Genomic DNA, 17669 nt, shown 5'->3' on the forward strand with positions numbered 1-17669 from the left:
CCTTCGTACCACCCGGTCGCGGGGTGGCGGGGGGGCCGGCGGGGCGCGGGCGCGCCGGCCCGCCCCGGGCCGGGGGGCCGCCGCGCCCCCCGCCCCCCCCCCCCCGCGCCGCACCCTGGGCCAGCGCCTCCAGCTTGGCCATCGCCACTTCGCGGCTCATGGGCGCCAGGCCGCAGTTGGTGCAGGCGATCAGCTTGTCCCTGGGCACGTACTTCAGCGCCATGCCGATGGTGTCTGCAATTTCTTCCGGTGTTTCGATGGTGTCGCTGGCCACATCGATCACGCCCACCATCACCTCTTTGCCTTCGAGCAGTTTCATCAGCTCCGGCGGCACGTGCGAGTGGAAGCATTCCAGGCTCACTTGGTCGATGCTGCTCTTGGCCAGCGCGGGAAACACCTGCTCGTACTGTCGCCACTGCTCGCCCAGCGTCTGCTTCCAGTCCACGTTGGCCTTGATGCCGTAGCCGTAGCAGATGTGCACGGCTGTGGTGCAGGTCAGGCCTCGGGCGGCCACTTCAAGCGCGGCCACGCCCCAGTCGGCGGCGTCCTGCATGTAGACGTTGAAGGCCGGTTCGTCGAACTGGATGATGTCCACCCCGTCGGCCTGAAGCGCCAGCGCTTCCTGGTTCAGCAGCTCGGCGAAGGCCATCGCCATTTTCACCTTGTCGCCGTAGTACCGGTCGGCCACGGTGTCCACGATGGTCATGGGGCCGGGCAGGGTGAACTTGAGCTTCTTCTTCGTGTGCTTGCGTGCGAGCTGCGCTTCAAACGCATGCACGCGGCCTTTCAGGCGCAGCGGCGCCACCACCTGCGGTACCTGGGCGTCGTAGCGGTTGTTGCGGATGCCCATGGTGACCTTGTGCTCGAAGTCGATGCCTTCCACATGCTCGACAAAACCGTGCACAAAGTGCTGTCGCGCCTGCTCGCCATCGCCGATCACGTCCAGCCCGGCATCTTCCTGCGCCTTGATCCACAGCAGGGTGGCGTCGGCCTTGGCCTGTTGCAGTTCAGGGCCTTGGGCCTTCCACTGAGGCCAGAGTTTTTCGGTTTCGGCGAGCCAGGCCGGTTTGGGCAGGCTGCCTGCGATCGCGGTTTCGAACATGCTGTCTCCTGTTTGATTTGGGGAATGAACGGTTGGGACTGGACCGATCCCGGGGCAGGATACATCGCCAGCTCAACGCCGGATGGCGTTGGGGAAATACAGGGCGGTCAGGCTGCGGCTGTGCACCGGTGAAAAATCATCACCCACCACCGTGCTGCCACTGCCATAGCGCCGCCATTCGCGCACCCAGTGCAGCTGGTCGCAAACCTCGGCCAGCCCCACGGTCTCGCGATCGCCGATGAGGATGCCGTGCACCCGCAGCGCCAGGCGCCGTTTGGCGTCTCGCAACTGGGCCAGCGTGGCGTGGGTGACGCCGAATTCGCCGTCGCTCACGATGAGCAGGTCGGCTTCTTCCCAGCCGGTGGTCTGTACCAACTCGATGGCGCGTTCCATGGGTGTCTGTACATCGGTGCCGCCATCAAAGCTCTGGCCCATCACATCCAGCAGGTGGGTCAGGCCGTCGGCGTCCAGTGCCAGCTCACGCTCCAGCAGTTCGTTCTGGCCACCGAAGGCCAGCAGGCGGCAGGGGCGGCGGCCGGCATGGGCGCTGCGCAGGGCCTGCAGCACACAGGCCTTGGCCACGTTCTCAGGCGCGCCGCGCATGGAGCCAGAGGTGTCCAGGCAGACGATGAGCGGGCCGTGGCCAGCCTGCCTGGGGACGCTGCGCTGGGGCGCCTGGTCGGGTCGTGGCTGGGGGCGGTTGGAAGGACTGCGTGCGCGGTCGTCGTAGGTGAGCAATTGCGCTTCGGCGAACCGTGCGCGCCACAGGCGTCGCAGCACAGGGTGCGTGAGGTTCAGGTATTCGCTGCCTGCCATGCGGGCGAGCGTGCGGGAGCGGCGAACGCCATCCACCGCGGTGGGCTCGGGGCGCCGTTCCTGTTCGTCGGCCGGATGGCGCGCGGCCGGTGCCTCGGGCAGTGGATGTTGCCGGGCCTGTTGCGCAGGCGGCCGATGCGGGTCGGTTCGGCTGCGCCCCACACCGTCGATGAAGCGGGCGAGGGTGGGCAGGCGTTGCAGCAGTTCGCCAATGCGGCGCGCTTCCTGCCACTCGCGCCGGTTGAGCTGGCCCTTCAGATCGTCCCAGCGCAAATGCGCCAGATCACCGAGCGACTGCAGCAGCGCGAGCACCTCGTCCCAACCCTGTCGCTGCAGCGTCCAGCTGTCGCGGAATTCGCTGGCCATCTGTTCAATGGCGGCCTCGCGGGATACGTCGGTTGCTCGGTCGATCAGGGCGTCGAGGTGCCAGAGCAGGCTTTGCATCACCTGGCGCGTCAAGGCGTCGCTGCCTCGGGTGAGCTGGTTCAGCTCGAGTTCCTGCAGCACCGGGCGCAGCGCCCGGATGGCCTGCGGATCGTCCCAGTCGTCGTGCGGATCGGGCAGGGCACCTTCGAACAGCGCGCTTTGCCAGCGCGCCAGCTGCGGCAGGCGGGCATCGGGCTGGCCCGCACTGCACACCACGGCCCAGCGCCACAGTTCCCGGGGCAGCTGGTCCAGGTGGTGGTAGGGCGCGGCCGCGCCGATGTTCACGGGTGGGTCCACGTCACGGGTTCGGGCGGTGAGGCATGGGCTTCTTCGTTCATCGGCAATGCAGAGAAGTCCTGGCGCACCCGTTGCAGCCGCGACAGCCATTGCGCAGTGGCCTCGCAACGCTGCTCATGCACCCCCTCAATCTGTGCCAGCCAGGAAGGTGGCAGCCAGTCGTGTGCACGAGCCCCGCGGCTCACCTCTTCGGCGGTCATGCGCAAATCTTTGTGTACTTCGCCCATTTGTCCCAGCACCGTGTCGCACTGGTTCACACGGGCGGCCACGTGCACCGAGCTGTAGTGGCGTTGCGCGCGTTCGCTGGTGATGCGCACCATCTCGCTTTCTCCGCTGTGGGGTGCCGAGATGGCGCGCGCCAACGCCAGCTTGCCGGCGCTGTCGTCCTGCGTGTCGGCGGGTGCGCGGCGTTCGATGTCGAGCTGCTGCTCAAAAGCCACCACCGCCCGTTCCAGCCCGTCCAGCAACACCGGCGCGGTGTGGGCCACCCGGTGCAGAAAGAATGCGGTCCAGCCAGGCACATCGTCTGGCCCGGCCGCGAGCACGAAGGGCAGCAGCCAAAGATCCCATGGACTCACCTGGTCGGCACCGCGACTGGCGGCCTGCAGCTTGAGCAGTTCCACCAACTGACGCCAGCGGCGGTCCGACACGGTTTGTGCGCTGCCGCAGGCATGCTGGCGGGCGGCTTGAAGCAACGCCAGCACGTCGCCCCCCAGCACCGCTGTGTGGGCCTGTTCGCGCAAGGCCTGCACGCGTGTGAAATCCAGGTGGGAATGCGCTGGCAAGGCCCTGTCTTCGTTCACCGGGGTGGTGAGCAGCGCGGCGAAATGCGCGTCGTCCACCGGCTGTACCGGCACGCGCAGCAGGAACCGGTCGTAAAAGGCCAGCAGGCTGTCGTCTTGCGGCTGCTCGTTGCTGGCCCCCACCAGGGTCACCAGCGGCACCGGCAACCGCTGGCTGCCGTTGTCGAACTGGCGTTCGTGCAGGATGCCCAGCAGCGTGTTGAGGATGGCCGAATTGGCTTTGAACACCTCGTCGAGAAACGCCACCTCGGCAGCCGGCAGATAACCCTCTGTGAGACGCTCGTAGCGGTCGTCTTCCAGGGCACGAAGCGACAGCGGACCGAACAGCTCCTCCGGCACCGTGAAGCGCGTGAGCAGGCGTTCAAAATAATGCGCCCCCGGCAACAGCCGCTGCAACCGCCGCGCCAGTTCACTCTTGGCCGTACCGGGCGGCCCCAGCAGCAGCACATGCTCACCCGCCAGCGCCGCCAGCAACAAGGCCCGCGCCGCCACATCGCGCTGTAGCAAACCCCGCTCCAGCTCTGCCAGCATGGGCGCCCATTCAGATGCACTGACAGGTTCACTCGCCATATGAGTCGGATCTTTTACGGTTTGTCGAAGCACATCAGCGCAGTCGGAGAAGGTGTCCTATTCCAGAGATGCCGTGGAACTGGCTTTGCCAGGCCACAGGCATCGCCCCCCTTGGGGGGTGACGCCGAAGGCGGCGCGGGGGGTGGACGTTTACGTCCTTTCGAATATTGCTGCGATCCCCTGACCACCACCAATGCACATCGTCACCAGCGCATAGCGTCCCTGCACCCGCTGCAACTCGTACAAGGCCTTCACCGTGATCAGCGCACCCGTGGCACCAATCGGGTGACCCAGGGAAATGCCCGAGCCGTTGGGGTTGACCTTGGCCGGGTCCAGATCGAGGTCGCGCGTGACGGCGCAGGCCTGGGCGGCGAAGGCCTCGTTGGCTTCGATCACGTCCAGGTCGTTCACCGTGAGGCCCGCTCTCTGCAGTGCGATCTTTGAAGCAGGGACCGGGCCGATGCCCATGTACTTCGGGTCCACACCCGCATGGGCATACGCAACCAGGCGCGCCAAGGGTGTCAGGCCGCGCGCCTTGGCCGTGCCAGCTTCCATCAACACCACGGCGGCGGCGGCGTCGTTGATGCCGGATGCATTGCCGGCGGTCACGGTGCCGTTTTCCTTGAGGAACACCGGCTTGAGCTTGGCCAGATCTTCCAGCGTGCAGTCGGGGCGGAAGTGTTCGTCGGTGGCATACGCCACTTCACCCTTGCGGCTTTTGAGCATCACCGGCACGATCTGATCCTTGAAGCGGCCCTCGGCGGTGGCACGCTGTGCGCGGTTGTGGCTCTCCACCGCCAGCTTGTCCTGATCTTCGCGGGTGATGCCCCATTTGGCCGCGATGTTCTCGGCCGTCACACCCATGTGGATGGTGTGGAAGGGGTCGTGCAGGGCGCCGACCATCATGTCCACCATCTTGGTGTCGCCCATGCGGGCGCCCCAGCGCATGTTCAACGATGCGAAGGGCGCACGGCTCATGTTCTCGGCGCCGGCGCCGATAGCAATGTCTGTGTCCCCGAGAAGAATGCTTTGTGAAGCGGAGATGATGGCCTGCAAACCCGACCCACACAATCTGTTGACGTTGAAGGCCGGCGTGCCCTCGGCACATCCGCCATTGACGGAGGCCACGCGCGAGAGGTACATGTCCTTGGGCTCGGTGTTGACCACGTGGCCAAACACCACATGGCCCACGTCCTTGCCATCCACCTGCGCGCGAGTCAGCGCTTCGCGCACCACCTGTGCGCCCAGTTCGGTGGGTGGCACATCCTTGAGGCTGCCACCGAAGGTGCCAATGGCAGTTCGGGTGGCGCTGACGACGACGACTTCTCGGCTCATGAATGACTCCTGGTCTGAAGGGGAACAACGCGACCCCACAGCGGCTTTCATGCTCGCCATGAGGCCAACAGCACATCGTACCCCCGTGAAGCCGGCGTTGCGCTTGATGGGGATCAAACGCCCCCGGTGGGCGGCGGGTCGCGCGATGGATGGTGCGGAGGTGCGTGCATGAAGGCCGACTTGCCACAGCGCGTGCAGCTCAACACCCGGGTCTGGGACAAGCCGCTGCCGGTCGTCACGCCTGAGGCCCATTTCTCGCCTACCCAGGGCGGAGCGGGTGTGGCTGCCACCCAGCCAGGGACCGAAACGGCCAGGCCGCCTGACACGCTTTCCGACATCTACACGGAACTGGTGAAGCTGTTTCGCAACGTCTGATCGACGGGATGGCTAAACGCTGTGCCTGGCGAGCACGCGAAGGCGTTGAGGGCTCATAGGCTCGGGGCGGGTCAGCAACATCTCGCCCATTGACGTGAATCCGCCGGTGAGCGCCGTGATGTTGACCTGATGGGTCACCAGCGCGATGTTGCCCGGGCCCTTGAAGTCCTTCAGCGCGTCCATTACCTCCCGCGTCTGGGTGTCGCCCGCGCCGCTGCGACCAAAAAACGAGTTGATGGGGTTCCACACCGTGTGCTTGCCGAACGCCAGCTCGGCCGTATCGACACAGCGGCACCAGGCGCTGGAACGCACGTCGTCCATGCGGATGCCCTCGCGGGCAAAGGCGGTGGCCACGCGCCGCGACTGCTCGCGCCCGGCCTCGCTGAGGTTGCGCTGGGTACTGCAGTCACCAATGCGGAAGTGGGCCGGATCACCCACGCCGGGCTCTGTCTGCGCATGGCGCATCAGCAACACATGGCCACCTTCGCGCAGCATGCGCCAGAAGTCGCCTTCGGCAGCAGGCTGGGCACGCACCTTGACCAGGAAACTCCCGGTACCCGCCAGTGCCAGCGCCAGCGAAGCGCGAAGGAACGAACGGCGTGGCAGGGGCGGGTGTGTCATGGGTTTGCCCGGTTCGTCGATTGGGGCCCCTGGCCTCAGTCGCGCACGTCGGCCACCGGCTGTTCGCCGAAGTCCGAGCGTTCCAGCCAGGCCAGCACACGCTGCGCGGCCTCATCAGGCGATGTGAGCTGGCCCTGCTCCTTCAGGTTCAGAAAACGTTGCCGGTCCGGGAAGGCTGCCGGGTCGCCTGCGCGCAGTTGCACCTGCATGTCGGTGTCGATCACGCCGGGGGCGAGTGAGACCAGCTTCGCGCCGTGGGGGCGCTGGGCCTCGTCGAGCGCGCTGCAGCGCGTGAAGTGATCCATGCCGGCCTTGGCCGCGCAGTAGGGCGCCTGGGCGGCCATGGCGTGGCGGCCCAGACCGGACGAGATGTTCAGCACCTTGCGCGGCCCCCGCCACCCCGCAGCCACCCAGGCACCGGTGGCACGCAAAAACGCAGCCGTGAGCTGCATGGGGGCCTCCAGGCCCACGCGCAAGGCGTTGGCCAGTTCCTCAGGCGGGCATGCGTCGAGCGGGCCGATGCGCGGGATCACACCGGCGTTGTTGATCAGCGTGGCGCTGGCCAGTCGGGTGGCGTCCAGCGCCTTCAGCCAGGCTTGCAGCCGCTCTGCCGAAGCTTGCGTGTCCGCCAGATCCTGCGACCACAGGGTGAGTGCGGCGTCCTGTTGCACGGCCAGCACCTCCAGTTCGCTGTTGGACTGGCGTGAAATGCACAGCAGGTGGCGATGGGGCGAAAGCAGCTGGCGCGCCATGGCCAGGCCCATGCCGCGGGACGCGCCGGTGAGGATGGTGAGGTGATGCGGGTTCATTTCAGAAGGGGCAGGCACTGGTGAAGGTCATGGGAAGGCCGGTGACGGGGTGATCCAGCTTCAGTTCGGTGGCATGCAACAACAGGCGGGGCGCCATGGCTTGCTGCGCAGGCGTGGCGTACAGGGGATCGCCCACGATGGGGTGGCCGATCGCTTGCAGATGGACACGAAGCTGGTGCGTGCGACCGGTGACAGGTTCAAGTTCTAACCGTGTTGCCAAGCCCGTGCGCAGTGGGGGGGATTGTGTGGCGCTTCGCCGCCAGCGGGTCACGCTGGGTTTGCCCAGCAGGGTGCTCACGATGCTGCGCGGGCGATTGAGCCAGTCCACGGCCAGCGGCAGATCGATTGTTTGCCAACCATCCTCCGTGGACGCTTCGGTGGGTTCGCCTGCCACCACCGCCATGTAGCGTTTGTGCACGCGCCGCTTTTCGAAGGCGTTGCTCAGTGTGCGCTGGGCTGCCAGCCCTCTGGCCATGACCACGACGCCGGAGGTTGCCATGTCCAGCCGGTGCACGATCAGGGCGTCTGGCCATCGGGCCTGTGCGCGTGCGCTCAGGCAGTCCTGCTTGTCGGGGCCGCGTCCCGGCACGGCCAGCAAGCCGGCGGGTTTGTCGAGCACCAGCAGTGTGTCATCGGCATGGATCACCGTCAGGGCGGCTGGCGCCGGAAGGTCCGGCGTCAATTGCTCCGCCTGCGCGGGAGCGTCGGGCAGGTCGGCGCCTGCCATCAGCGCACCAGAATCTCGGCGCGGCGGTTGCGGGGCTCAGGTACCTCGTCTTCGGTGGGCACGAGGGGTTCGCGCTCGCCGCGGCCCACGGCTTCGATCCGCTCTGGCGGGAAGCCCCGCTCGATGAACAGGGCGCGCAGGGCCAGTGCCCGCTGCAACGACAACTGGTCGTTGGCTTCCACGGTGCCCTGGCGGTCGGTGTGCCCGGTCACGACGATTTCGCCACCCGGACGGGCACCGGCCCGCTCAATCACAGCTTCCAGCCGGGACTGCGCCTCCTGGGTCAGGTCGGAAGTGCCAGGCTCGAACTCCAGCATGAAACGTTCTGGCGCCAAGGGTTCGATCGCCAGCAGCCGGGGGTATCGGGAGCGCACTTCGTCTGCGGTGGTGGTGTCGGTGCCCACGCGGCCGCTGCGCGCCACGTTGGCCACGCCATAGGGCGAATCGATCACGGATTCTGCTTGCGGCGTGCGCACCACCACCGCACTGGGCTCGCCCCCGGCCTGTGGCAGCAGGATCACGCGCGATACCGGGGCGCAAGCAGTCAGCCACAGGGCGATAGAAAGCGCGACAGCAGCGGTGATTGATCGGGCGAGAGGGCGTTGCAAGGGCATGAAATGGAATGTTGATGAACGGGGGGGCAGTGTGAAGGAGGTCACGCGTGTGTCGCGCCAAGATCACGCGTTTCAGCCCCGGCGGGCAGGTGAGGGGCGGTCAAGCAACGCGGGAAGACGCGCTACAAGGGCTCCATGGCTTCGACGATGAAGTCGGTACCCCGCACGCCCACCACCGACGTGGGGGTCTGCACCTTGAAGAGATCGGGGTTCACACGGGCCAGCAAACCTGTGACCACGCGCACCGATCCTTTGAGCAGGTCGAGCACGAAGTGCCCCTTCTGGGTGGTCGAATCAAAACTGAACCGGCTCAGGTCCATGGTGGTGTTGGGGCCCATGGTGAGCAGGGTGCCGTCCTTGAGCAGAATGCTGGCCGCACCGTCCGGGCCGGTGCTCAGCCGCTCGTTCTCGCGCACGCCGTCACCCGGGCGGGGTGCCTGCTGGGCGGGTGTGCGTCCCATCAGAATGGCGCCCTCCGCGTGTTTGACGGTGCCGATGCGGCTGGTGTCGTTGGCCGGTATCTCGATGGGTGGCGACACCGTTGCCGTGGCTGCTGGCAAGGGCGTCTGCGTTGCAGCAGCAGGCGCCTCGGGCGCGACCGCCTGGGCCATTGACAAGCAAGCCGTGCCGAACAGCACAGCACCCAGCACCGACGAAAAAAACAAGCGCATCCACCACTCCTGAAGCTCACAAACGAATCGCCGATGCATGGTACTGGACCGCTCCATCAGGGGCAAGCGGCCTAAAATGCCGCTCCATCACCTTGCGGCAGGTCTTCGCGAGACCTTCCCTTCTTCCTCCCCATCCCCATGATTCTTCTGCTCGCGCCCATGGAGGGCCTGCTCGACGCCACCCTGCGTGATGTGCTCACGCGCACCGGGGGCATCGATCGCTGCGTGAGCGAATTCATCCGGGTGACCAACACCGTGCTGCCCGAGCGCGCCTTCCTGCGGGTGGTGCCCGAATTGCTCAATGGCAGCCGCACGCGCGCAGGGGTGCCGGTGCGACCACAGTTGCTCGGTTCCGACCCGGCGTGCCTGGCCGACAACGCCGCGCGTCTGGCGGGCTTGAGGCCACATGGCATCGATCTCAACTTCGGTTGCCCGGCCAAGACGGTGAACCAGAGCCGGGGCGGTGCCGTGCTGCTGGACGAGCCCGAGCTGGTGGGCCGCATCGTGGCGGCCGTGCGGCGCGCCGTGCCGGCGCACCTCCCGGTGTCGGCCAAGATGCGGCTGGGCTACAACGACGACCGCCGCGCCGAAGAGTGCGCCATCGCCATCGCCGAAGCGGGGGCGGATGAGCTTGTGGTGCATGCGCGCACCAAGGCCCATGGCTACCGGCCACCGGCCTACTGGGAGCGCATTGCGCAGGTGCGTGAAGCCTTGCCGGCGCACCTGCAGATTCCCATGGTCGCCAATGGCGACATCTGGACCGTGGCCGACGCCTTGCGTTGCCAGGCGGTCACCGGCTGCGATGCCCTCATGATGGGCCGGGGCATGGTCACCAACCCGGGCCTGGCGTTGGCCATCAAGGGACAAGGCCTTGTGCCATGGAACGTGATGCCCGACTTGCTGCTGGCGTTCTGGCAACAGGTGGGCCTGCGGGTGGATCGCCGTCATCGGGCCGGTCGTCTCAAACAATGGCTGAACTACCTGCGGCGGCACTATCCCCAGGCACAGCAGGCATTTGATGAGCTGCGCCTCACCAATGACGCCGATGCCATCCAGCACTGGTTTGATCGCGTCGGCCCGGCGCCGTTGATCGGAACGACGGCTCAGGCCGCCAACATCGAGCCCCGGGCAGAACCGCTGCCGGCCTGAGCACATCGGCCGGGGGCTTGCCACCGCCCTAACGGCAGTGCACCATGGCGGTGCGGTTGGTCAGGCTGGCGCCAGCAAGATCCCGCTACACGTGGTAACTTCCGCCCCCCGGACCTGAAAACTCACGCTGTATGACCTCAAACCAACAACGGCTGGAAGCCATCCCGGGCCATCGCCTGCGTGGCATGCGCCGCGGCATTGAAAAAGAAAGCCTGCGCGCACAGCCCGATGGTCGCCTGGCACTCACGCCGCACCCTGCGGCGCTGGGCAGCGCGTTGACCCACCCGCACATCACGACCGACTACAGCGAGTCGCAGCTTGAACTCATCACCGGCGTGCACGAAAGCGTGGATGCCTGCCTGGCGGAGTTGACCGAGATCCACCAGTTCACCGTGCGCAGCCTGCACCAGCCGCACAGCCCGGGCAGCGACGAAATGCTCTGGGCTTCCAGCATGCCGTGCGGCCTGCCCACCGACGAAACCATTCCGCTCGGGCGCTACGGGTCGTCCAATGTGGGCCGTGCCAAGAGCGTCTACCGCATGGGCCTGGGTCACCGCTACGGCCGCCGCATGCAGACGATCTCGGGCATTCACTACAACTGGTCGTTGCCGGGGCTCGCCAGTGAAGACTATTTCGCACTGATCCGCAATTTCCGCCGCCACGCGTTTCTGCTGCTCACGCTTTTTGGCGCCTCGCCAGCGGTGTGTTCGTCGTTTGTGGAAGGGCGCGAGCACGAACTGCAGCGACTGGGCGAGCGCACGCTGTACATGCCGCACGGCACGTCGCTGCGCATGGGGCGCCTGGGCTACCAGAGCGAAGCGCAGGCCTCGCTGGCGGTGAGCTACAACAGCCTGGAGGGCTACGCCGCCTCGCTGCACGACGCGCTGACCCGTCCCTGGCCCGCCTACGAGGCGCTGGGCATCCGAAACCCGGGTGGCGACTACAACCAGTTGGCCACCACACTGCTGCAGATCGAAAACGAGTTCTACGGCACCATCCGTCCCAAGCGCGTGATCTTCCCCGGTGAGCGCCCGTTGCATGCTTTGCGCGAACGCGGTGTGGAATACATCGAGGTGCGGCTGATGGACCTCGACCCCTTCGAGACCATCGGTATCGGCGCGTCCACCATGCGCTTCCTCGATGTGTTCCTGATGCACTGCCTGCTCAGCGACAGCCCACCTGACAACCCGGCCGAAATCCACGAGATGGCGCACAACCAGCACCTGACCGCTGCGCGCGGCCGCGAGCCCGGCCTGTGCCTGCTGCGCCAGGGCGAGAGCGTGCCCCTGATGCAATGGGGGCTGGAACTGATCGAAAGGCTCAAGCCCATTGCACAGGCGCTCGATGCGGCCCAGGGCGGCACCGAACATGCCGATGCCGTGCACCATGCAATGGCGGCACTGCGGGCGCCCGAGACGTTGCCATCTGCCCGGGTGCTTGCGGCCATGCGTCGGGACCATGACGATTCGTTTGTTGCGTTTGCGCGCGAGCAGTCGCTCAAAACCCACGCCACGTTGCTGGCATTGCCCTGGAGCTCGCGCCAGCAGGCACGTTTCGAGGCCATGGCCGCCAAGTCACTGGACGTGCAGCGGGAGATCGAAGCGGCCGACACCATGCCGTTTGAGATCTACCGGCAGGAGTACACCTCGCCTGATCGCCTGGGTCGACCTGCCGCCGAGCCGGTGGTGGCTGCAGTTCACGCATGACCCCCCGCGTCGCCTTCGGCGCCACCCCCCTGTAGGGGGGCGACACCAGAGGCCCGGCAGAGCCGGTTCCTCGGTGTCTCTGGATTGAGGCATCGCGTTCGGTGCATATCGCATTTGACGATGTGATCCCGGGGCCGTTGATGTAGGCCCGCTCCAGTTACAAATCCATACCCGCACAGGGCGTTTCCCCTGAGGTCTGGCAACGGTCTCTGTTCTATCCTGCATTTTTTGCAGGGGGCCCGCATGAACCGACTCACCGCCGCCGATTTTGACCAGGAACTGCTGATCCTGTTTGACGCCTACGTGCACGGCGACATCGACCGCCGTGGCTTCCTGGATCGTGCCGGCAAGTTCGCGGTGGGTGGACTCACCGCAGCCGGCCTGCTCGCGGCGCTCAGCCCCGACTTCGCCGCAGCCCAGGTGGTGCCCAAGGACGATCCCCGCCTGCTGATCGTGACCGAAGAGGTGCCTTCTCCGCTGGGGCACGGCACCATCAAGGTCTACGTGGCCAAGCCCGCAGCCGGAACGCCGAAGCTGCCGGGTGTGATGGTGGTGCATGAGAACCGCGGCCTCAATCCCCACATTGAAGACGTGGCTCGGCGATTGGCGCTGGAAGGTTATGTGGCTTTTGCACCCGATGCGCTCACGCCGCTCGGCGGCTACCCCGGCGACGAGGACCGAGCTCGCGCCTTGTTCGCCCAACTGGACCAGACCAAGACCCGGCAGGACTTTCTGGCCGTAGCCGATGTGCTTCACAAACGGCCTGACGGTTCAGGTCGCACAGGGGTGGTGGGCTTCTGTTATGGCGGTGGCATTGCCCACATGTTAGCCACCCAGCGCCCCGAGCTTGCAGCGGCCGTACCGTTTTATGGCAACCTCCCGCCGGTGGAAGACGCGGCCAAGGTCAAGGCGCCGCTGATGATCCACTTTGCCGATGTGGACGAACGCATCAACGCCGCCTGGCCCGCCTATTCAGCGGCATTGCAGGCGGCAGGCGTGGCGTACATCGCCCACCGGTACCCGGGCACCCAGCACGGCTTCCACAACGACACCACACCCCGTTACGACCCAGTGGCAGCCAAGCTGGCCTGGGAACGCACGCTGGCGTTTTTTAAGCAGCATCTTCCGCCGGCCTGACGCCGCTGGCCGCTGCTGGCTCGCGCAGCACCAGATCGGACTCGGGATAGGCCGCACAGGGCAGCACCCAGCCCTCAGCCTTTTCTTCTGGCAGCAAACCCGGCCATTCGATGGCATAGCGCACGCGGCCTTGAACCAACTGGCCCATGCAGGTGCGGCAACTGCCATTGCGACACGAGACTGGCCAGGCCACGCCGGCCAGCTGAAGCGCCTGCCACAGGGTCTGTCCCGGTTCGCAATGCACCGTCTGCCCGGAAGGCACCAGCTCGACCAGGCGGGATGCTTCGATGGTTGTGGTGGGGTGTGCTGACATGTCAATCCATGGTGGTCATTGGGATGACCATGCGCCTTTGGGGACTGCCTGTTCAACAGGCAGTCTGATCTTTCCCCAGACAGATCATGCACTTGCGTGCGCCGTACAGAACTTGCCCCGAGTTATGCACAAGCTTGTCCAGTGCGGGCGGGGATAACAAAGGGCACCCCCGCGCCGCTTCGCGGCACCCCCCTCTCTTGCGCCTGCGGCTTGGAGGGGGGCGGCACCTTGGGCCGGCGGAGCCGGACCCTCTGTGCCCCTTGAAGGGAGTCACTGCGGCTTCGGGGGGTGTGGTTCTCCACTGCTCCTGGCTTCGCCCCTTCTCCTTTTCCGTTTTCCATCGCGCTGGAGCGCGATCCTCAAGCCTCGCCGCCGAAGGCCTTGATCAGGTTGTCGATGTACTTTTCGACCAGTTTCTCGAATTCGCCTTCGACCACCGGTGCCACCACCATCTTCATCAGGCCGGGCAGGGGCACTTCGATTTCGCCCTGGATGGCCAGTGTGATGCCGGTGGATTTCTTGTTGTCCACGATCTTCCAGCTGCCGCCCACCTGGGCGTTGCCCACGCCCTTGACCGGTGTCCACTTGACCGTGCCCTTGGCCTTGTCACTGGTGTATTTGCTGGCGTACACCGTCTGGATGTTCACCTGCGAAGTGCCCACTTTTTCCATTTCCCATTGGTAGACGCCGCCGCCCATGTCGGTGAGTTTCTCGACTTTGGGAAAATGCGCCACCGAGGCGGGCACATCGGAGAGCAGGTCGAACACGTCAGACGCCTTGGCCTTGACGTCGAACTCGTAGCCCAGATCGATCTTGACGGTGATGCTCATGTGTCTCCTCTTGAATTTGGATGGGGTCGGGAGATTGTAGGGACGGCGCCGGCCGCATCACCCCGGGCTTACACCAAGCTTCAGGAGCCCGGGGAGCAGGGCAGGGCACAATGCCAGCGCGCCGACCGGCGCCTGCTTTTCTGAAAGACGTTTCCCCAGATGACGATCCAGTGGTTTCCCGGGCACATGCACCTCACGCGCAAGGCCATCACCGAGCGCGTGAAAGACATCGATGTGGTGATCGAAATGCTCGACGCCCGCCTGCCTGGCTCCAGCGCCAACCCCTTGCTGGCCGAACTCACCGGGCACAAGCCCACCCTGAAGGTGGTGAACAAGCAGGACATGGCCGACCCGGTGCGCACCGCACTCTGGCTGGCCCACTACAACGCCCAGGACAAGACCCGCGCCATTGCACTCGATGCCAGTGTCACTGCGCCTGCGCGCGCCATCATCGCCGCCTGCTTTGAACTGGCGCCCAACCGTGGCGGCATGGTCAAACCCATGCGTGTGCTGATCTGCGGCATCCCCAACGTGGGCAAATCCACCCTGATCAACACGCTCATGGGCAAGCGAGCGGCCAAGACCGGCGATGAAGCGGGTGTGACCCGCAACGAGCAACGTCTGGCGCTGGCCGACGACTTCTACCTGTTTGACACGCCCGGCATGCTCTGGCCGCGCATCGTGGTGCCCGAGAGTGGATTCAACCTGGCGGCCAGTGGCGCCGTGGGTCGCAATGCCTACGACGATCAGGAAGTGGCGCTGGAGTTGCTGGCCAAGCTCAAGCTGGATTACGCCGAACTGCTGGAGGCGCGCTACAAGCTGGGCCTGTCGCATCAGGCCATTGCCGAGCTGCCTGAAGAAGATCTGATAGCCGCCATTGCCCGCAAGCGCGGCGCGCTCGCCGGCGGTGGCGCGGTCAACTGGCAGAAGGTGGCCGAACTGGTGATCGCCGACTTCCGGGGCACGCACATCGGCCGCATCACGCTGGAAACACCCGAGATGTTCAGCCGCTGGCTGGCCGCCGGCCTCAAGGCCGACGCGGCGCGCAGCGAGCGCAAGCAGGCGCGTGGCGACAAACCGCCCAAGCGCCGCAAGCGTTGAGCCTTTTCACCCGCAGGAGTCTTCATGTCCACGGTTCCATCCCAACCAGATCCAGAAAACGATCCCCGCGTGAAGGCGGTGTTCGATGACATCCGCGCCACCCGCAAGAGCGACTTCGTGAACAACATGTGGCGCTACCTGGCGTTCGACGCGACGCTGCTGGAGCAGACCTGGGCCGAGGTCAAGCGCGTGATGGCCACGCCGTCCAGTCTGGATCCTCTGACCAAGGAGATGGTCTACATCACCGCATCCATCATCAATGGCTGCAGCTACTGCGTGCACTCGCACACTGCCGCCGCCAGGGCCAAGGGCATGACGCCGCAACAGCACGCGGAGCTGCTCTCCATCGTGGCGCTGGCAGGCAAGACCAATCAGCTGGCGACCGGCTTGCAGGTGCCGGTGGACCCTGTGTTTGATCAGGGCTGATCCGGATCCAGGGAGTGGACCGACGCCGCCATGGCGGGATCTATTTCACCGTGATGGTGATGCGTTCGCTCAGCACCGGTGGGTGATGTGGGATGTGGTTCTGGTCGCCCAGCACCAGTTGCAAGGTGTGCTGACCCGGCTTCAGCTCCACGCTGGTTTCGGTCTGTCCTGCGCCGAAGTGGCGGAACTGGTCATTGGCCGGCAAGGGCGCATTGGCGTCGACTTCGTTCACGTTCACCAGCAGATGGTGGTGCCCTGTGCCTTCCTTTTCGATGCCGGCCGGGGCCACGCCCATGCCGCTGAGACCAAAGATGACCTTCACTGGGCTGGTCACGGTCATGCCGTTTCGCAGGTTGACGAAATACAGCTTGGCCGCTGCGGGTGAAGCCACCTTCTTGTAGCCCGACGACAGGGTGGGCGTGCTGGTGGACAGCGTCACCGGCGCGGTCGGTGTGGCGTTGGCCGCCATGGCGCCATGGTGCCGGGCGTGCATGGCGGCGTGGTGTGCGCTGCGATGACCACAAGCAGCCAGGCTCAGAAGGATCAAGGTGCCAGCGGCGATGCGGGTGGCCGTGTGGATCATGGGCATGGGCGTCTCCTGAATCTGGGTTAGGCCGGCCAGCTTACCCTTGGTGCCCACGTGCCCGCACAGTCCCCCGGCGTTGTCAGGGGGCATTGAGATTCAAGAACCGGCCTCAGGCGTGAACCTTGACACCCTTCCAGAAAGCCACCCGGCCACGGATGTTTTCGGCTTCTGGTTTGGGGTCGGGGTAGTACCAGGCAGCGTCGGTGTTGAGTTCACCGTTGACCAGCAGCGAGTAGTAGCTGGCCTGGCCTTTCCACGGGCAACTGGTGCGGTGGTTGCTGAAGGTGACGTAATCGCGGTTGAGCGCACTCTCGGGAAAGTAGTGATTGCCCTCCACCAGCACGGTGTCGTCGCTTTCGGCGATCACCGCGCCGTTCCAGGTGGCCTTCATGCGAAGGGGCTCACTTGTTCTTTTCCTTGCCACGCGGCATCACGGCCGTCGTGGGCGGGGTCGGGCGGTCGGAGCTGACCGGTCCCTTGGGTGCCGAGGTGTCCTTTTTCGGTTTCTTCGACATCTTTTCGTTGCGCTGCTCTTTGCCCATAAGGCCTCCTGGAGGGGCACACGGTGTGTGCGGATCGGCGGATGATAAGGCAGCCAGCCCTTACTGTCCCAGCCCGATCAACTCCGCCAGTGCATCTGTTGGCAGCGCGCCGCTTTGTGTGACCACCTGCCCAGTGCGCAGGTTGTGCGCCACGATGAAGGGGACCGACTCGGCGCCCAGTCGATTGAGCAACTCGGTGTTGCGCTTGATCTGATTCATCACCTCGTCAGGCACCTGCGCAGAGGCCGAAATGCCGCCCTGGTTGGACAGCAGCGACTTCTCGTGTTCGGTCATCGCTTCGGCAGGGTTCGGGGCGCCCAGCAGCGCAGCACCCTGGGGGGCGCTGCTGGCATTGAGGATGGCCACCGGCACCCAGATGAACTTCGCCTTGCCCAGCAGGGGCTGGGACGCTTCCCACAAGCGGGCGCAGTGCGGGCACTGGGGATCGAACAGCACATAGACCGGGTTGGCGCTCATCAGGGCGCCCACGGTGAAGCCCTTGCCTTCAGCGGCGAGTGCGTCGTGGGCCTGCTCGAGCGCGATGGGGGCGCTGTCGCCTGAAGCTGTCGGCGAATCAACACCCGCCTCCTTGGAGCAGGCGGCCAGGGTGAGCGCAATCGACGTGATGAGGGGCAGGAGAAAAGAGCGGAGCTTCATGTGGGTGGTTGCCTCCAGGGGCAGTGGAACCGGTGGACCGAAATCATCGCAGATGG

General features: G+C 65.7%; 21 protein-coding genes. 6 read left to right on the plus strand and 15 right to left on the minus strand.

The features are described from left to right. From J2W49_RS00005 to bktB, 4 genes are all read right to left on the minus strand, one after another. Window positions 1–1102, minus strand: a 1102-nt coding sequence (locus tag J2W49_RS00005; RefSeq protein ID WP_310310239.1) for a methionine synthase, incomplete at its 3' end; no start/stop codon positions are given. 72 nt (window positions 1103–1174) lie between these two features. Next, complete coding sequence (locus J2W49_RS00010; RefSeq protein ID WP_310310241.1) at window positions 1175–2641, minus strand: VWA domain-containing protein; 1467 nt, start codon at window positions 2639–2641, stop codon at window positions 1175–1177. Beyond that, a complete protein-coding gene (locus J2W49_RS00015) occupies window positions 2626–4014 on the minus strand; it encodes an AAA family ATPase (RefSeq protein WP_310310243.1) in 1389 nt (462 codons plus the stop codon). Before J2W49_RS00015 ends, J2W49_RS00010 begins: the two co-directional genes overlap by 16 nt. A gap of 150 nt (window positions 4015–4164) precedes the next feature. Further along, a complete protein-coding gene (gene bktB / locus J2W49_RS00020; RefSeq protein WP_310310244.1) occupies window positions 4165–5349 on the minus strand; it encodes a beta-ketothiolase BktB in 1185 nt (394 codons plus the stop codon). 168 nt (window positions 5350–5517) lie between these two features. Between bktB and J2W49_RS00025 the strand changes: the two genes are divergently transcribed. Then, window positions 5518–5724, plus strand: coding sequence for a hypothetical protein (locus J2W49_RS00025; protein ID WP_310310246.1), 207 nt, complete (start codon window positions 5518–5520; stop codon window positions 5722–5724). Window positions 5725–5736: 12 nt separating this feature from the next. Here J2W49_RS00025 and J2W49_RS00030 read toward each other — a convergent pair whose 3' ends face one another. The 5 genes from J2W49_RS00030 to J2W49_RS00050 form a co-directional block, all read right to left on the minus strand. Then, window positions 5737–6345 (minus strand): histidine phosphatase family protein, encoded by a 609-nt coding sequence (locus J2W49_RS00030; protein ID WP_310310248.1) that lies wholly within the window; start codon window positions 6343–6345, stop codon window positions 5737–5739. A gap of 35 nt (window positions 6346–6380) precedes the next feature. After that, window positions 6381–7154, minus strand: a complete 774-nt coding sequence (locus tag J2W49_RS00035) for an SDR family NAD(P)-dependent oxidoreductase (protein ID WP_310310250.1) — start codon at window positions 7152–7154, stop codon at window positions 6381–6383. 1 nt (window position 7155) lies between these two features. Then, on the minus strand, window positions 7156–7881 hold the full coding sequence (locus J2W49_RS00040; protein ID WP_310310252.1) for an RluA family pseudouridine synthase: 726 nt from the start codon (window positions 7879–7881) through the stop codon (window positions 7156–7158). After that, the gene (locus J2W49_RS00045) at window positions 7881–8495 is read right to left on the minus strand and encodes an OmpA family protein (RefSeq protein WP_310310254.1); all 615 of its coding nucleotides are present in this window, start codon (window positions 8493–8495) and stop codon (window positions 7881–7883) included. The genes J2W49_RS00040 and J2W49_RS00045 overlap by 1 nt, the downstream gene beginning before the upstream one ends. A 122-nt stretch (window positions 8496–8617) precedes the next feature. Then, window positions 8618–9166 carry a FecR family protein gene (locus J2W49_RS00050; protein ID WP_310310256.1) on the minus strand — a complete coding sequence of 183 codons (549 nt, stop codon included), beginning with the start codon at window positions 9164–9166 and terminating at the stop codon, window positions 8618–8620. Window positions 9167–9304: 138 nt separating this feature from the next. On the opposite strand from J2W49_RS00050, the gene J2W49_RS00055 reads away from it, so the two are divergent. The 3 genes from J2W49_RS00055 to J2W49_RS00065 all read left to right on the plus strand — a co-directional run bounded on the left by J2W49_RS00055 (window position 9305) and on the right by J2W49_RS00065 (window position 13158). Continuing rightward, window positions 9305–10315 carry a tRNA dihydrouridine synthase gene (locus tag J2W49_RS00055; RefSeq protein ID WP_310310259.1) on the plus strand — a complete coding sequence of 337 codons (1011 nt, stop codon included), beginning with the start codon at window positions 9305–9307 and terminating at the stop codon, window positions 10313–10315. 131 nt (window positions 10316–10446) lie between these two features. Continuing rightward, complete coding sequence (gene gshA / locus J2W49_RS00060; protein WP_310310261.1) at window positions 10447–12021, plus strand: glutamate--cysteine ligase; 1575 nt, start codon at window positions 10447–10449, stop codon at window positions 12019–12021. Between the two features lie 243 nt (window positions 12022–12264). Beyond that, window positions 12265–13158: a dienelactone hydrolase family protein gene (locus J2W49_RS00065; RefSeq protein ID WP_310310263.1), complete on the plus strand. Its 894-nt coding sequence runs from the start codon at window positions 12265–12267 to the stop codon at window positions 13156–13158. Here the strand turns inward: J2W49_RS00065 and J2W49_RS00070 are convergent. Together J2W49_RS00070 and J2W49_RS00075 are read right to left on the minus strand one after the other, a co-directional pair. Beyond that, window positions 13133–13471, minus strand: a complete 339-nt coding sequence (locus tag J2W49_RS00070) for a 2Fe-2S iron-sulfur cluster-binding protein (RefSeq protein ID WP_310310265.1) — start codon at window positions 13469–13471, stop codon at window positions 13133–13135. The genes J2W49_RS00065 and J2W49_RS00070 overlap by 26 nt on opposite strands. Window positions 13472–13830: 359 nt before the next feature. After that, window positions 13831–14301, minus strand: a complete 471-nt coding sequence (locus tag J2W49_RS00075; protein WP_310310267.1) for an SRPBCC family protein — start codon at window positions 14299–14301, stop codon at window positions 13831–13833. Window positions 14302–14460: 159 nt separating this feature from the next. Here J2W49_RS00075 and ylqF point away from each other — a divergent pair, with 159 nt between their 5' ends. Together ylqF and J2W49_RS00085 are read left to right on the plus strand one after the other, a co-directional pair. Continuing rightward, on the plus strand, window positions 14461–15402 hold the full coding sequence (gene ylqF, locus J2W49_RS00080) for a ribosome biogenesis GTPase YlqF (RefSeq protein ID WP_310310269.1): 942 nt from the start codon (window positions 14461–14463) through the stop codon (window positions 15400–15402). A gap of 24 nt (window positions 15403–15426) precedes the next feature. After that, window positions 15427–15828 (plus strand): carboxymuconolactone decarboxylase family protein, encoded by a 402-nt coding sequence (locus J2W49_RS00085; protein ID WP_310310271.1) that lies wholly within the window; start codon window positions 15427–15429, stop codon window positions 15826–15828. Between the two features lie 40 nt (window positions 15829–15868). Here the strand turns inward: J2W49_RS00085 and J2W49_RS00090 are convergent, their stop codons facing one another. The 4 genes from J2W49_RS00090 to J2W49_RS00105 all read right to left on the minus strand — a co-directional run bounded on the left by J2W49_RS00090 (window position 15869) and on the right by J2W49_RS00105 (window position 17613). Further along, complete coding sequence (locus J2W49_RS00090) at window positions 15869–16417, minus strand: DUF4399 domain-containing protein (RefSeq protein WP_310310273.1); 549 nt, start codon at window positions 16415–16417, stop codon at window positions 15869–15871. A 106-nt stretch (window positions 16418–16523) separates the two neighbouring features. Further along, the gene (locus J2W49_RS00095; protein ID WP_310310275.1) at window positions 16524–16805 is read right to left on the minus strand and encodes a DUF427 domain-containing protein; all 282 of its coding nucleotides are present in this window, start codon (window positions 16803–16805) and stop codon (window positions 16524–16526) included. Between the two features lie 10 nt (window positions 16806–16815). Further along, entirely contained in the window at window positions 16816–16956 is a 141-nt protein-coding gene (locus J2W49_RS00100) for a hypothetical protein (RefSeq protein WP_310310277.1), read from the minus strand. A 60-nt stretch (window positions 16957–17016) separates the two neighbouring features. Next, window positions 17017–17613, minus strand: a complete 597-nt coding sequence (locus J2W49_RS00105; protein ID WP_310310280.1) for a thioredoxin fold domain-containing protein — start codon at window positions 17611–17613, stop codon at window positions 17017–17019. Window positions 17614–17669 lie beyond the last annotated feature (56 nt).

The sequence above is a fragment of the Hydrogenophaga palleronii genome (genome assembly GCF_031457455.1).
Taxonomy (GTDB): Bacteria; Pseudomonadota; Gammaproteobacteria; order Burkholderiales; family Burkholderiaceae_C; genus Hydrogenophaga; species Hydrogenophaga palleronii_A.

Excerpts from the sequence above, each read along its gene's own strand:
- J2W49_RS00015 (WP_310310243.1), bottom strand. The coding sequence starts at position 4,014 with ATGGCGAGTGAACCTGTCAGTGCATCTGAATGGGCGCCCATGCTGGCA.
- bktB (WP_310310244.1), bottom strand. The coding sequence starts at position 5,349 with ATGAGCCGAGAAGTCGTCGTCGTCAGCGCCACCCGAACTGCCATTGGC.
- J2W49_RS00025 (WP_310310246.1), top strand. The coding sequence starts at position 5,518 with ATGAAGGCCGACTTGCCACAGCGCGTGCAGCTCAACACCCGGGTCTGG.
- J2W49_RS00030 (WP_310310248.1), bottom strand. The coding sequence starts at position 6,345 with ATGACACACCCGCCCCTGCCACGCCGTTCGTTCCTTCGCGCTTCGCTG.
- J2W49_RS00035 (WP_310310250.1), bottom strand. The coding sequence starts at position 7,154 with ATGAACCCGCATCACCTCACCATCCTCACCGGCGCGTCCCGCGGCATG.
- J2W49_RS00040 (WP_310310252.1), bottom strand. The coding sequence starts at position 7,881 with ATGGCAGGCGCCGACCTGCCCGACGCTCCCGCGCAGGCGGAGCAATTG.
- J2W49_RS00045 (WP_310310254.1), bottom strand. The coding sequence starts at position 8,495 with ATGCCCTTGCAACGCCCTCTCGCCCGATCAATCACCGCTGCTGTCGCG.
- J2W49_RS00050 (WP_310310256.1), bottom strand. The coding sequence starts at position 9,166 with ATGCGCTTGTTTTTTTCGTCGGTGCTGGGTGCTGTGCTGTTCGGCACG.
- J2W49_RS00055 (WP_310310259.1), top strand. The coding sequence starts at position 9,305 with ATGATTCTTCTGCTCGCGCCCATGGAGGGCCTGCTCGACGCCACCCTG.
- gshA (WP_310310261.1), top strand. The coding sequence starts at position 10,447 with ATGACCTCAAACCAACAACGGCTGGAAGCCATCCCGGGCCATCGCCTG.
- J2W49_RS00065 (WP_310310263.1), top strand. The coding sequence starts at position 12,265 with ATGAACCGACTCACCGCCGCCGATTTTGACCAGGAACTGCTGATCCTG.
- J2W49_RS00070 (WP_310310265.1), bottom strand. The coding sequence starts at position 13,471 with ATGTCAGCACACCCCACCACAACCATCGAAGCATCCCGCCTGGTCGAG.
- J2W49_RS00075 (WP_310310267.1), bottom strand. The coding sequence starts at position 14,301 with ATGAGCATCACCGTCAAGATCGATCTGGGCTACGAGTTCGACGTCAAG.
- ylqF (WP_310310269.1), top strand. The coding sequence starts at position 14,461 with ATGACGATCCAGTGGTTTCCCGGGCACATGCACCTCACGCGCAAGGCC.
- J2W49_RS00085 (WP_310310271.1), top strand. The coding sequence starts at position 15,427 with ATGTCCACGGTTCCATCCCAACCAGATCCAGAAAACGATCCCCGCGTG.
- J2W49_RS00090 (WP_310310273.1), bottom strand. The coding sequence starts at position 16,417 with ATGCCCATGATCCACACGGCCACCCGCATCGCCGCTGGCACCTTGATC.
- J2W49_RS00095 (WP_310310275.1), bottom strand. The coding sequence starts at position 16,805 with ATGAAGGCCACCTGGAACGGCGCGGTGATCGCCGAAAGCGACGACACC.
- J2W49_RS00100 (WP_310310277.1), bottom strand. The coding sequence starts at position 16,956 with ATGGGCAAAGAGCAGCGCAACGAAAAGATGTCGAAGAAACCGAAAAAG.
- J2W49_RS00105 (WP_310310280.1), bottom strand. The coding sequence starts at position 17,613 with ATGAAGCTCCGCTCTTTTCTCCTGCCCCTCATCACGTCGATTGCGCTC.